This is a genomic window from Neobacillus sp. DZ-9, from assembly GCF_059587065.1.
Window position 1 is genome coordinate 150,779 of the sequence record NZ_JCAIOL010000006.1, and the last position, 13,355, is coordinate 164,133.

A 13,355-nucleotide genomic window follows, 5' to 3' on the forward strand; every position below is an offset into this window, starting at 1 on the left:
TATAATCGCAATTAAACTTAATCAAACATTTCGAAGATTGGAATCAATTCCTGCAGATTCCCGGATAGTTGGGCTCGGCCGCTGGAAATTAAACTGGCTATATCTGCTCTCTTAAAGATCAAGCTGTTCCAGTCTGAACTTTGAAGGGAGAGTGAGTATTTCGGATCTTTTAAGGCATGAGGGACAAATTCTGCCACTCCTCTCCGAATACACAGCCCTAACGTTTCACCTTTATCAGTAAAATGTAATCCAATCTCCGTATCTACAGCCGCTGATTTTACAGGGTCAATTCTATATTGGAGGACCCTTACAGCCTCTTCGATTGGAAGGGTGCCAATTCTTTTTTCATCAACTGATATAAAGCCAGTAGGAATTTGAGTAAAATCGATTTTTCCTTCCAGTGCCAATGCCTGGGTTAAATAGAAATTTCTAGATGTTGATGCCGGTGTGACATAGGCCATTTCCCTTAATGCGTTTGCCTTAATCTGTTTCGCCTGTTCATGGTCAGGATCAGTCATCAAAACATAGTTAATTAGTTCTGCTGCCCACGCAAATTCTTTTTTCTCTAAAGAATCTTTGGCTGATACAACGACCTGATCGATTCCTCCAAAACCTTCAATTAATTTTTGAGATCGAATTTTACTGGTGACAGGGTTGATATCCGCTGCATCCATACTGAACCAGCCAATTAACCCGCTATAAACTCCCTTTACGTGGTGCTTCAGTTCCAAGTAGGTTTCCGTTAAACGTGGATGCTTGGCAAGATGTTCCGGGAGTTTAACAGACTCTGCAATTTCGTCTGGTTTCAGCACTTTGTTAATACCACGGATGGTTTGACTATAAATAAAGGCAATAGAATCTCGATAGGCAGTCGCCAGCTCGTAGCTGTCTTCCCTCGTCAACATCGCTTCCCCATGCTCGGGAATGAGGTAGGTCGGGTTAATTCGCCTAATATTGTCTATTCCTTTCAGCCACATTATCGGATCTCGATAAGGCTGACCTCTTAGTGTGTACATATTGGGAAGCGAGCTAAGGATGCTGTTCGTGATAACGGCATCATCGTCTGGAAGCCACAGAGTGATCGAATCATTGGCATCTGATGGAGAATAAAAAAATTGCATTCTCACTCCATCAATCGTTAATTCTTCTTCATGTTGGACTTCATAAGTTGGCTTTATATATCCTGAGGATTTATCTTCCCCTTCTCCTCCTTCATAACTAATTGGCGGAGCGTCGGGACCAGTCCTAGGGAGCATCATGCCAAAATGCTGTGCGATATTACGTGTAAAGGATGGCCCTAATTCAATACCGGAGTTCATGCAATTTTTATGAACGTCGGGATGAGCAATAATTTGGATCGATTTTCCCTCTTCTCCTTCAGGAACAAACGCTCTGGCTCCATTGGTATAATGACTGTGGGAGTAAATTATCGCCCGGACTGGTTTATCCGTAATTTGACGCAGCAGCTGATATTTCTTTTTTCCGACTCCCATATTTGAACCCGTATCCCAGAAAATGACGCTATTCTCACCTTCAATTATCACCGAATTTTCCAGGGTAAACCTCTCCAACACGGTAATTCGTTTTCCGATTTTCCTGATTACTGATTCTCTTCGTTTTCCATAGGCTTCGCCCATAAGTTTATTAACAAAAGCCCCATGAGGCATGGTCATTTGTTTTACTGGTGACCCCATATATGGGGATTGTAAATGTTGGTCTGTTAACTGTCCCATAAACTTCATTCCTCCTTAAAATTCGTTTTAGTCTAATAAATCAAAGCCCTTAAACAGTTCAATGACAGCTGATACCTCACCGCTGACTCGTACAGAATCATGATTGAGGACCTCTACAATCGTGTGCTTTCCTAAAATAAAATCTATCCAAATGGTGCTAGGCAGGCTGAGTGATTCATTTGCCTGTTTAGGCGGAGAATCACTAAATTCCGCCACCCCTCTTCTTACATGCAAACCGAACGTTTGATTTTGGTCGGAAAATTCAATGGATAATATTCGATCAATATGTTTACATTTCTCTGGGTTAATTTTAAACTCCAGCAGCTTGATAGAGGTTTCGATTGGATACTTTTGTGCTGCTTCTTTATCGTAATTTTTCGAGAAAGAATTAGGGATGTTAGATAGATTCACCTTCCCCTCAAGTTCCAGTGCTTGTGAAAGGTAGAATCCTCTTGAGGAAAGGGCTGGTGTTAATTGCCCCATTTCCCTTAACGCTTGGGCTTTGATTTGCCGTGCTTCCTTCAAGTCAGGCATTACATTCAACACATGTGTAACCAATTCCGCTGCCCATGCAAATTCATGATTCTCAATAGATTCCCTGCAAGCCTCGAGAACTTTAGGTATTCCCCCATAGCCCTCAATAATTTTCTGTGATCTAAAGGAGATTGGCACGGGATTAATGTCGGCTGCATCTAAACTAAACCAGCCAATTAAACCACTGTATACACCTTTAACCTGATGCTTGAACTCACCATAAACTTCTATTAATCTAGGATGCTGTGAAAGATGTGCAGGCAGGGTAATTTCCTCTGCTATTTCATCCGGTTTCAACCCTTTATTAATCCATCGAATGGTTTGACAATAGATGAACGACATCGCATCACGATATGCCGTAGCTATTTCATAGCTTGCTTCTCTTGTTATCGCAGGACTGCCATGAGTTGTGATTAGATATTGCGGCCTTAAACTGCGAATCTGGTCAATTCCTTTAATCCAATAAACCGGATCGCGATAAGGCTGTCCACGTAAGGTATACATATTTGGAAGAACATGCCAAATACTGTTGGTAATGACCGTATCGTAATCTGGAAGCCAGGCAGTTATCGAATCAAAAGTGTCCGCAGGAGAATAGAAAAACTGCATTCTCACACCATCGACTGTCAGTTCTTCTCCATCCCCAACGCCATAGTTAGGCTTTACATATCCAGAGGACTTGTCAGCATCACTGCCGCCATCATAGGTGACAGGCGGTGCATCAGGTCCTTCACTTGGCAGGAACAACCCGAAGTGCTGCGCGGTTGATTTGGAAATAGCCTTACCAAGTTCAGCTGTTGAGTTGACAATGTTTTTATGTACATCTGGATGGCTGATAATTTGAATACTCTCTTCATCCGCTTTTTCTAGCAAAAAGGCTTTTGCCCCTTTGGTGTAGTGGTTATGAGAATAGATAATCGCCTTAATCGGTTTATCAGTTACACTTCTAAGAGCCTGATATTTCTTTTTTCCAATCCCCATATTGGAACCGGTGTCCCAAACAATGACCCCTTCTTTTCCATCAATAATGACAGTGTTTTCTAATGAGAAATTTTCAAGTACCGTTATTTTGTCCGTCAATTTTGTAATGGAAGGCCCTGCTGATTCCGAGTAGTGCTTCGCTAAGACTTTATTAATGATGGCGCCATTTTGCATCGTTACTTTTTCCACTGGTGCCCCCATATATATATTGGGCTTCGTTGCCGTTGCTGCCATCTCTTCCCGAATCTGCACGGTTTCGTTTAAATTATTTTTCATTCGGATTCCTCCTTGGTCCTATTAAAATCTAAACTATCACTAGCCTTGAGAACTTAGAAAAGGGGCATTTCACCTACATTTAACTCGCTGTTATTCCACCATCAATCGGAAGAGTTTGACCCGTACAAAAGTTGGATGCTTTAGAGGCGAAAAATAATACAGCTCCTATAAGGTCGTGTTCACCGCCAAATTTGCGAAGTGGAATTTTATCCAGCATTCTATCACCAATTTTTGCAATTTTATCCCTGTTAATATCGGTAGGGAACGTTCCCGGAGCTACTGTGTTTATATAAACACCAAATGGCCCCCATTTCACCGCAAGGTCTTTTGTAAGGATCGCCAGTCCACCTTTACTAGTGTTATAGGCCACGTTATCAAGCCAATAAGGCTCTGTTCCTTTAAAACCTGCTGCCGAGCCGATATTGACAATTTTCCCATAACCATTAGAAATCATGGTTCTGCCAACTTTCTGACACATTAGAAAAACACCTGTAAGGTTCGTATTCAAGACACTTTGCCAAGTTTCTAAAGGCATTTCTGCAGCAGGAAATCGGCCACCTATGCCGCTATTATTGACCAATATATCAATCTTTCCAAAATGAGAAACAGCGTCATCAATTAGCTTGTCAATCGATTCTGGAATAGTAACATCCACTGGTAAAGCAATGGCCTCTCTGCCAATCTCATTTATTTCTTGTTTAACTTTTTCGCAAGCATTAACGTTTCTGGAGCAAAGAACGATATCTGCGCCGGCTTCTGCCAGCCCAATGGCAATTTGGCGGCCTAAGCCTCTTCCACCACCTGTGACAATCGCTGTTTGCCCAGAGAGATCAAATAGTCCTTGAATAGGCATTGGAAATTTCACCCCTTTTTAAATTTTTCCTGTCACCAACCCAACCGAGAAAGCACTAGCTTTAAACCTTTTTTTAATACTTCTGCCTGTGATCCTTATAAAAATGCTATTCCTCCTAAAACTGATAAGAGGATAAGAAACAGGGGATGAATTTTTTTATAGATTAAGAGAAACATAGCTATAAAAAACATTAACGAAAAATTAATCGTTTCCAGAGAAACTGACCTAACAATATCCATGGAAAAAGCAAATTTAATAGCTGAATAGATTAGTAAAGCAACAACAACTGGCCTTAAACCGTTTAATGCTTTTACAATTGATTCATTACTTTGAAAGCGCTTAAAAAATTTCCCGATGAATACAACCAGTATTAAAGATGGTGAGATGATCCCTGCCGTTGCTACTATAGAACCAACTATTCCGGCTGTTCGGTAGCCAACAAAAACAGCGGCATTCGTTCCAATGGAACCTGGCAGCATGCCTGATAATGCAATTACCTCTCCAAACTGTCCGGGCGACATCCAATTATGACTGGATATTAGTCGTTCAATGAGCGGGAGCATGGCATAACCGCCGCCAAATGAAAAACATCCTACTAGAAAAAAACCACAATATAGTTGTATATACATCATCGCTTTTCCTCTTTAATTGTCTTTATAAATAAACTTTTGCTCTTCACTAGAAGCAATTTTTACATCCTCCTTTCCTTCAGATTTGGGTTTCAGTTGAATCAGTCCAACAAGAGCGCCGCCAATAATCATTAAAATTGGATTTATGTGAAAGATTAGCAGAAGTAATAAGCTTAGAAACATGATTAAAAAAGTAGTTTTCCCTTTAATCGCCGATTTTCCAATCGTTATTCCTGCATAAAGAATCAAAGCAATGATTGCAGCCCCAATTCCATTAAACGCAGCTTTTATGACAGGGTCATTCTTGAAGAAAAAAAATAGAAACGAAACAAGAATGACTATGAGAAAGGTAGGGAATAAGATGCCAATTAATGAAATCACTGCTCCTGTAAAGCCTGCTACACGGTAACCTATAAACATTGCAGAATTTATTGCAACAGCTCCAGGTAGGGTTTGAGCAATCGTAAAAACATCGATAATATCTTCTTGTTTAATCCATTTATTTTTATTGACAACTTCTATTTCAATTAAAGTAGTCATGGCGTAACCGCCGCCAAAGGTAATGGGACTAATCTTTAAAAAAGTGATAAATAATTTGAATAGAATTCTGATTTTTGAATCCATTCACTCTTCCCTTCTTTATCTTTATTTTTCTAAAGGTTAAGGCTGCTGGTTAAATTCAATTCCTACTAGATAATCCTCTTTCTTTTGTAAGCTTTCCCCTAAAGTTAAGGAAAACTTTCCTCTATCCCCCCGCATGATTCTCTTTTGAATAGCTATGGCATCATCTTGAAAGTAAATCACGCGCTCCAACGATAGTGCTGGCTTACCGATATCGATTTCCAAATATCTTGATTCAAAATCATTAGTTGCCACAGGTTCAATCTCCAGGGTGGAGTGTGTAAAAGTCAGCTTACAATCCATTTCTAGGTAATTAAATATTGCAATATTCATTAAATCCTGATGTAATATTTCTGGTGCATATTTATGTGGGATGTGAAGTGTTTCTAATATTAATGGGGACTCGTTAGCTAAACGAACTCGGATGATTTTATGGATTTTTTCGTTCTCTTTCAATTTGAAAATATCCATTATGCGGTTAGGTGTAGGTGATTCTAAAGCTGCATAAACAACCTTTGAACTTGGGATCAATCCATGAAGTATGGCTTGCCGGTTAAAACTCAACTCGCCAATTAAATTCTGAGCAATTTTCGATTTGGATACAAATGTTCCAACACCCTGCTTACTGTAAATCAAACCCTCCATCATCAGTTCACTTAGAGCTTTTCTGACAGTGGCACGACTGACGCTGTAGGTTTCCATTAGTTCTCTCTCGGATGGAACCTTTAATCCTTCCTCCCATGAACCATCTTTGATTTTTTCCTTTAATATTTCTTTCAGCTGGTAATATAGAGGGATGACATTCCTTTCATCTAGCATGGCTATCCTCTCTCTTTCTAAAAAAATCCAATAGTTCATGCCTCCTAATGGTGTGAATAAATACGAATATCCTTATGTAATAAATAGCGGTCATCAGCCCATTAGGTTATACGTACCAGTTACAGTTTTTAGTCTAATATGAATTTTCATAATTGTCAAACTCTTTTTGTGTTTATTTTTACCAGTTAAGGGATTTTTTCGAGGTCAAAAAAGCACAGTGTTGTCTTTAAGTCTCGAGGACCGTACTCTCCCCCCTCATAACACCGGCTGGAAAATAACCTTCAGACTCTTTTGACCACTTTATTTTAAAAGTATAAAACGAATATATTAAACTAGTTTTATCCTAAATCACTCTCTCAACCTCTTTTAGGCGAGAACTTATGGAGTTACAATATTAACTTGTATTATTAAAGTCATCCAACAGGCTCAATAATTCATTTAGCTTTTTTGAATCACCTAATATTTTCAATTTTTCGGAAGCAATCGCTTGTTCTAGAAATAATTGTGATACTAACATAAGAACAATTTATATTTTAAAAAAATAATAGAATAACAAAAGGGGACATGGGGACGGTTCTTCTAGTCTGAACTAACCACGTGGAAATTGGTCTCTTCTTCCTGCTGGTAAATAAAAAGAGGCAGCCATTCAATAATATCGGCTGCCTTAGTTACTTCATCACTACTCTTTGAATCGTGCACACTCTTTAAATAAAAATATTGTTAGAATTAGGAGCCACTAACTCAATTTTAGTAGTGTCACTTAACCTTATTTAAAGATTTTTGAAGTTATGGTCTGAATTCACCTAAAATCATTTGAACTATGAGAACCGTCCCTACGGCATTTTCACAATATTTTATTTGTCCTTGTTAAATTCGCCAAATCAAATAAATTGGCAATGGGAAAATTCATCTTTGCAAACCGAACGTCGTTTGTCTCGCCTTTTTTCCAGCGGTAGTAAAGCTGTTGTAGGATAATGGCAAGCTTGTAAAAGCTAAATGCCACATAATATTCAATATCTGTGATATCACGACCACTCACTTGAGCATACCGTTCGGCCATTTCCCTTCTTGAAAAGAAACCTGGTTGGTTTGTAACCACTGAAATGCCCATGTCGGGATCGCTTGCTTCCCCCCAGTAGGTTAACAGGGCTCCGATATCACTCATCGGGTCACCAATAGTGGCCATTTCCCAGTCAAGAACTCCTTTGATCACTCCTGGGTCATGCGGATCCAAAACAAGGTTGTTGAGTTTAAAGTCGTTATGAACAATCGTCGAATCGACCGTTTCCGGCCGCTGCTTGATCAGCCAGGCCTCCAATTCCGCTACACCTGCTATTTCATCCGTCTTGACTAGACTGTAGCGTTTGATCCAGCTATGAACCTGCCTTTCTAAAAATCCTTCCGGCTTCCCGATATCCATTAAATTCACTTTTTCATAATCTACCTGTTGAAGCTCTACTAGACTATTAATAATACTTTTTGAAATGGAAGGTCCAATCAGCTCAGAGGAACCATAGATCTCAGGAATACTTTGATTGATTACTACCCCTTGCTTTTTTTCCATCAGATAAAAATGTCTCTCCATAATGGCAGAGTCTTCTTTATAAAAATAAGGTTTTGGAGCGAGAGGGTAGACTCCATGCAATCTTGAAAGAATCGTATATTCTCGCTTGATATCATGGGCCTTCGTTGGAATTTCACCGAATGGGGGCCTCCTTAACACAGCTTCCCAATCCCCAAATGTCAGTAAGTAGGTATGATTTGAATAACCTTCGGAAAATTTCCTGATCTTCATTGTTTCTTTTGGGATACCCTGAATCGTTTCACGTAATAACATTTCCAATCGAACCCAATTTATATGTTCATGATCCACCCATTGGTTGACAGTTTTCATAACATAGATTCTCCCCTCTTACTTACCTTAAATGTAGGAACGTGTTTCTCTTTAATTGCACTTGGCCCTTCAGAAAAGAATTTACTCTAATCACTACAATTACTTTAGGGTCCTCAGAAATAGAAGAAAAACCCCTCCCAACTCTCTTACTACGCTAGTCGGGCCTTTTTACGCGTAAAACTTCTGACTGTCTCCTTAGTTAACCGTCCCTATGAATTTACACCGTTTCTAGCAGTGGAGTTTCTACCGCTACACCTAAAGATTTTAGTAGTTTAGAAATGGTTTTCATACAACTTTCGGGATTAATTTTGGTTTCAATGTAGTAAGTCTCACCGGTTATAATTGATTCGTATGTATGAATTTGTGCGAATTTTTTTCTGTCTTTATGGACTGGCTGAAACGCAATGGCATAACGCTTTCCTTTATTTCCGGCTCCAAGAATAAAGCCTTCTTCAACAAGCTGACGAAGTGGGAGTTTATGCTCTTCAATCCACTGTAAAGTCTTTTTCCAAAGTTCTGGAACATTTTCTCCATTAATAACTGTTCCTTCACTCTCATAATTAATAACGATAGTTAGTTCGTCCCATCTTTTAAAAATGTTTCTTTGGAATGGTGTCGAAAAATTCCATACCTCCTCTACATCGTTTTCCTCGGTAAGGATCCATTTGATGGTTCTAAAAACTTCACCGTAGGTTTCGTTCACGATAGTGTTAACATAGTTTCTTTCTTCACTGTCCTCTTCATTTGATATTTTCGTAATAGCTTTAAAAACATCTTCAAAGCGATCATAAATGGAGCGAACCAGCGTGCGTTCTTCTTCAATTGTAGCCAATTTTTCACGTTTTCCTTTATAAGGCATCCGTAAGGCATCTACATATTGCTGAATGATGGGTTTGGCGTAAATACTTAAATCAGGATTTTCCAGGCAAGGCATAAGAACAATGTCTACTAATTGCTGATAATCAATCCCAAACCATTTTGAACTGCCAAATGTAGCTTCATTTGATTCTTTAATTTGGCTTTTTGGTACCAAGCCTACAAGCATGAACGTTTCTTCTTTGAATTTCTGTTCGAACTTTCTTAAGTATTTATTGCATTGATTCACGTCTACTCTTGCATATACCTTTTGCTCAACGGCGAGGATTAACTTTTTTTCCACGGTAGAATTCGTTTCATCGATGATATTTACCTTAAAAAAGACATCCAGCCTTCCTTTGTCATCATTTTTTTCTGTTTCCTCGATTGTTTCCTCCTCATCGATATCTAGTTTGTTGAGATCCTTCTCAGCTATGACCTCAGGATTTCTGAATTGATTCACATTCAGCATTGCTATATCGGTAATATCGTCTAAATTTTCATCAGCCGATTCGGCAACGGCCATTAAGAATCTCTGAAAAGGATAATAGCCTAGCATATGTCTTTCTGTCGGATCCAAAAGCCAGGATAAGAACCTTGAATGCCATGTTTCTAAATGGGTAGCCCCAACGACATGGAAGACATTCGGACGATCAATCAGGAATTTTAAAGCGACAAAGTCTTTATCCATTGTTAATTCATAGAGCATTCGTTTCAGTGATTTCAATATTTATTACCTCCATTTTTCGTTTATCTAGAGAAGACATAGATCAAAAAATCACCTTCAAAAAGGTAAAATATTCACTAAAATTATACTACATTAAACATCATTGGTAATCTATGGATTAGTCACTACACTATCATTCTAGTTAGCGGAACTACAATGAACCAGATGATAAAATGGAATTGATATAATATGAAACTACATTCTACTTATTTACCTTTATAGAAAAAACTCAGTTCACGGTGAACTGAGCTAATTCTTTGGTATATCCCCACTTTTTATAGTGATCTCCATTTGCTCTAGGTTAATGAGTCATTTTTACATTTTTATTATAGGGTTGTTATTGTAAATTAAAGAAAACTTGACCACCAATCATTTCTTCATAACGAAGTTGTGCTTTTTCACCTGTTTTCACTAAATTGGCAATATATCCTTCTTTTTCATTCCCGACATACATTTCGAAACTAAATGCCGGTTCGGTTGTTCCATATATATCACCACTATAAATATCTCCACTTTCACTTACCATTTCAAAATTCATAATACCATCAATGTTAAAAGATAAGTCTTGGGTTTCAGATTTAACAAACTTTACTTTTGCTTTCACTAACATCCATTCATATCCTTGTGGTGCAGGTTCATTGAATTCATTCATAGCTTTTAGTTTTTGATAGGCAGCATCTCCACGTGTAACTTCTTCAACCGTTAAATCAAATTTAATCGGGAAAGCATTACCTTGATCATTGTACAATTCATCATCGATCGTGGCCGTTTTTTGAAATGGCACTGGATAGGTACGAGAACCTAATTTAGAGGGTGCTTGTTCCTCTTTCTGCGTTTCATCCTGTTTTTGAGATGTTTCATTTTTTCCTGTATTTTCTTTTACTGAGATATCTTTCGTATCCTGTCCACACGCTCCAAGAACCATAATGGTTATTAATGTTGTTAAAAGTAAGCCGAGTATTCTTTTTCCCTTTTTTTTCATGGTTTCCACTCCCGATAATTCGATTATTAATTCAAATAATTTTAAAAAATATTATTGTTGGTCACTTTCTTCTTTTAAGGCATCAGGGTAAACGATTTGGTCAAACACTTTTTGAGTAGCTTGGTCTTTTAAGAGAATCGTTACTTTATAATCATTTTGGTCTACACCATTGAATAGCTGATACATCATGCCGGACATCCCCAGCCCCAAGGCCACAAAACCATCCATACTGTTTTCATAAGCTGCTTTATCCACTTCAACAGTAAACTCCGAGATATCATCGTTATATGTTATATCTTTTATAGAGGCGTAGTCTTTACTGTTTTTTGTTTCTTCAACAGTTTTGGTGATGTTTTCCTTCATTTCTTTCATCATTTTCTTATGTTGCGCTTTTGACATTTTATAAGTAAGGGAACCATCTTGATTTTTTGTTACTTCTATCCCTTCTTTTTTAGCATCTGCGATAACTTGGTCTATATCTTGATCTTCAAACATGGAAGCTGGCAAAGTAATTTTTACACTCAAAAGACCTTTGTCCACGTCTACTTGCTCTTTCGGCTTTTCTTCTTTTTCCTTGGTTTTGTTTGATGGTTTTTCAGATGAACACCCAGCAACAAAAGCGATCATTAGCACGAATAGTATATAGGTATATCTCTTCATAAATTATCCCCCTCATTTATTTATGATTTTGCCTTACAAACTGAATTATATAAAAAAGGGTGCACCAAAAATGGCGCACCTTTACGAATTGAACTTATTCATATTCTCCATTTCTACTTTCATCTACTGAACCAGTAATGGGTAATAGTGCCTGTCACTACCTGAATATTGTATTCGTGACAGGCACTATTTTACTTTTTAAGAAGGTCTAAAAAGGTACAGATGGTTAAGATCCCTTTATCAAAGTTTTCCAAATTAAAATGTTCGTTTGGAGCATGAAGATTTTCATCTGGCAAACCGAATCCCATTAAGACAACAGGAGCACTTAGGGATTGGTTAAAATCCGATACAATCGGAATCGAACCACCTTCTCTTTTGTAAACCGGCGATTTCCCATAAACGGTTTCATAAGCTTCAGCCGCTTTTTGAATCATCGGACTGTCGATCGGCGTTAAGAATGGATTTCCCGTATCGCCAAGAGACACTTTCACCGTACATCCCTTTGGTGCATGTTCCTCAAGATGCTTTTTAATCAATTCCTGAATTTTTTCAGGGTTTTGATTGTGGACTAGACGGCAGGTGATTTTGGCATGAGCTTCGTTCGGGATAACTGTTTTTGTTCCTTCTCCCTGAAATCCGCCCCATAATCCGTTTATTTCTAATGTTGGCCGGGAACTGATTTTTTCAGGGTAAGGAAAATTGTTTTCCCCTCCCGTTAAATCTGTTAATCCTAAAGATTTTTTCAATTTTTCTTCATCAAATCCTAACGCTTTAATCTGTTCCTTTTCAAAATCAGTAAGTTCCACTACATCATCATAAAACTGATCAACATTTACTTTTCCGTTTGCATCATGAAGGGTCGAAAGCAGCTGTACCAATAAATGGTTGGCATTCTGGACTCCCCCGCCGAACATGCCCGAGTGCAAATCAGAATTAGCGGTATGAAGGGTAAATTCCAGTGCACAAAGACCTCTTAAAGAATAGGTGATGGCAGGGACACCTCTGTCCCACATATCAGAGTCTGAAATAACGACTACATCACAGGATAATTTCTCTTTATTTTCGGATAAATACGGCGGAAGATGAGGACTTCCGATTTCTTCTTCTCCTTCGATGCAAAATTTCACGTTTACCGGTAATTTACCTTCTAATTTCAATAGTGTTTCGACTGCTTTGATATGTAAGAATGTCTGACCTTTGTCATCGGTTGCCCCTCTGGCATAAATCTTTTCATCACGGATCGTTGGTTCAAACGGAGGCGTTTCCCATAAATGAACAGGGTCAACGGGTTGTACGTCATAATGGCCGTACACTAGGACTGTTGGGGCGTTTTCCTGATGAAGCCAGTCACCATAGATAATCGGATGACCTTTTGTCTGAACAATTTCAACATGTTCCATTCCAATGCTTTCTAATTCATTGGCAATCCATGAAGCTGCTTTTTGAATGTCCTCTTTATGCTCCGATAAGGAACTGATGCTTGGAATCCGGAGCAATTCTTTTAATTCCTCGACATTGTTATGATGATTATTGGATAAGAACTCTGATAATTCACTCATATTATCACCTTTTCTAGTTTATTTTCTATTCTTATATTATACAAAAAGTATGAAGAAAACCTTCAATCCGCTCTAATTCAAAAAACTAATCTTTTTACAATTCATACATCCGTTCCTTCACTCATTACATCTTCTTTTGAATGAAAATGGTAATTAGACACCAATTGCAGAAGGAAAAAATGGACCAATCTACCTTATTTGATTGGTCCATTTTTTTATATATTAATCTGCA

General features: G+C 38.3%; 11 protein-coding genes. All 11 read right to left on the reverse strand.

All coding sequences use genetic code 11. The annotated features are described in order from the left end of the window. Window positions 1–17: 17 nt before the first annotated feature. Window positions 18–1,733: an alkyl sulfatase dimerization domain-containing protein gene (locus tag AC59HZ_RS18275; RefSeq protein ID WP_496547221.1), complete on the reverse strand. Its 1,716-nt coding sequence runs from the start codon at window positions 1,731–1,733 to the stop codon at window positions 18–20. 27 nt (window positions 1,734–1,760) lie between these two features. After that, on the reverse strand, window positions 1,761–3,524 hold the full coding sequence (locus AC59HZ_RS18280) for an alkyl sulfatase dimerization domain-containing protein (RefSeq protein ID WP_496547222.1): 1,764 nt from the start codon (window positions 3,522–3,524) through the stop codon (window positions 1,761–1,763). A gap of 79 nt (window positions 3,525–3,603) precedes the next feature. Then, window positions 3,604–4,377 (reverse strand): SDR family NAD(P)-dependent oxidoreductase, encoded by a 774-nt coding sequence (locus AC59HZ_RS18285; protein ID WP_496547223.1) that lies wholly within the window; start codon window positions 4,375–4,377, stop codon window positions 3,604–3,606. 95 nt (window positions 4,378–4,472) lie between these two features. Next, window positions 4,473–5,009, reverse strand: a complete 537-nt coding sequence (locus tag AC59HZ_RS18290) for a chromate transporter (protein WP_496547224.1) — start codon at window positions 5,007–5,009, stop codon at window positions 4,473–4,475. A gap of 12 nt (window positions 5,010–5,021) precedes the next feature. Next, window positions 5,022–5,630, reverse strand: coding sequence for a chromate transporter (locus AC59HZ_RS18295; RefSeq protein WP_496547225.1), 609 nt, complete (start codon window positions 5,628–5,630; stop codon window positions 5,022–5,024). Between the two features lie 36 nt (window positions 5,631–5,666). After that, entirely contained in the window at window positions 5,667–6,485 is an 819-nt protein-coding gene (locus AC59HZ_RS18300) for a GntR family transcriptional regulator (protein WP_496547226.1), read from the reverse strand. A gap of 805 nt (window positions 6,486–7,290) precedes the next feature. Continuing rightward, window positions 7,291–8,340, reverse strand: a complete 1,050-nt coding sequence (locus AC59HZ_RS18305; protein ID WP_496547227.1) for a phosphotransferase family protein — start codon at window positions 8,338–8,340, stop codon at window positions 7,291–7,293. Between the two features lie 217 nt (window positions 8,341–8,557). Next, window positions 8,558–9,922 (reverse strand): PD-(D/E)XK nuclease family protein, encoded by a 1,365-nt coding sequence (locus AC59HZ_RS18310; protein ID WP_496547228.1) that lies wholly within the window; start codon window positions 9,920–9,922, stop codon window positions 8,558–8,560. A gap of 337 nt (window positions 9,923–10,259) precedes the next feature. Beyond that, window positions 10,260–10,904, reverse strand: coding sequence for a hypothetical protein (locus AC59HZ_RS18315; RefSeq protein ID WP_496547229.1), 645 nt, complete (start codon window positions 10,902–10,904; stop codon window positions 10,260–10,262). A gap of 51 nt (window positions 10,905–10,955) precedes the next feature. Then, window positions 10,956–11,564: a hypothetical protein gene (locus tag AC59HZ_RS18320; protein ID WP_496547230.1), complete on the reverse strand. Its 609-nt coding sequence runs from the start codon at window positions 11,562–11,564 to the stop codon at window positions 10,956–10,958. Window positions 11,565–11,755: 191 nt separating this feature from the next. Next, window positions 11,756–13,123: a dipeptidase gene (locus AC59HZ_RS18325; protein WP_496547231.1), complete on the reverse strand. Its 1,368-nt coding sequence runs from the start codon at window positions 13,121–13,123 to the stop codon at window positions 11,756–11,758. Between the last annotated feature and the right edge of the window lie 232 nt (window positions 13,124–13,355).

What these genes read in the sequence shown, in the direction of transcription:
- AC59HZ_RS18275 (WP_496547221.1), bottom strand. Translation starts at nt 1,733, where the DNA reads ATGGGACAGTTAACAGACCAACATTTACAATCCCCATATATGGGGTCA.
- AC59HZ_RS18280 (WP_496547222.1), bottom strand. Translation starts at nt 3,524, where the DNA reads ATGAAAAATAATTTAAACGAAACCGTGCAGATTCGGGAAGAGATGGCA.
- AC59HZ_RS18285 (WP_496547223.1), bottom strand. Translation starts at nt 4,377, where the DNA reads ATGCCTATTCAAGGACTATTTGATCTCTCTGGGCAAACAGCGATTGTC.
- AC59HZ_RS18290 (WP_496547224.1), bottom strand. Translation starts at nt 5,009, where the DNA reads ATGATGTATATACAACTATATTGTGGTTTTTTTCTAGTAGGATGTTTT.
- AC59HZ_RS18295 (WP_496547225.1), bottom strand. Translation starts at nt 5,630, where the DNA reads ATGGATTCAAAAATCAGAATTCTATTCAAATTATTTATCACTTTTTTA.
- AC59HZ_RS18300 (WP_496547226.1), bottom strand. Translation starts at nt 6,485, where the DNA reads ATGAACTATTGGATTTTTTTAGAAAGAGAGAGGATAGCCATGCTAGAT.
- AC59HZ_RS18305 (WP_496547227.1), bottom strand. Translation starts at nt 8,340, where the DNA reads ATGAAAACTGTCAACCAATGGGTGGATCATGAACATATAAATTGGGTT.
- AC59HZ_RS18315 (WP_496547229.1), bottom strand. Translation starts at nt 10,904, where the DNA reads ATGAAAAAAAAGGGAAAAAGAATACTCGGCTTACTTTTAACAACATTA.
- AC59HZ_RS18320 (WP_496547230.1), bottom strand. Translation starts at nt 11,564, where the DNA reads ATGAAGAGATATACCTATATACTATTCGTGCTAATGATCGCTTTTGTT.
- AC59HZ_RS18325 (WP_496547231.1), bottom strand. Translation starts at nt 13,123, where the DNA reads ATGAGTGAATTATCAGAGTTCTTATCCAATAATCATCATAACAATGTC.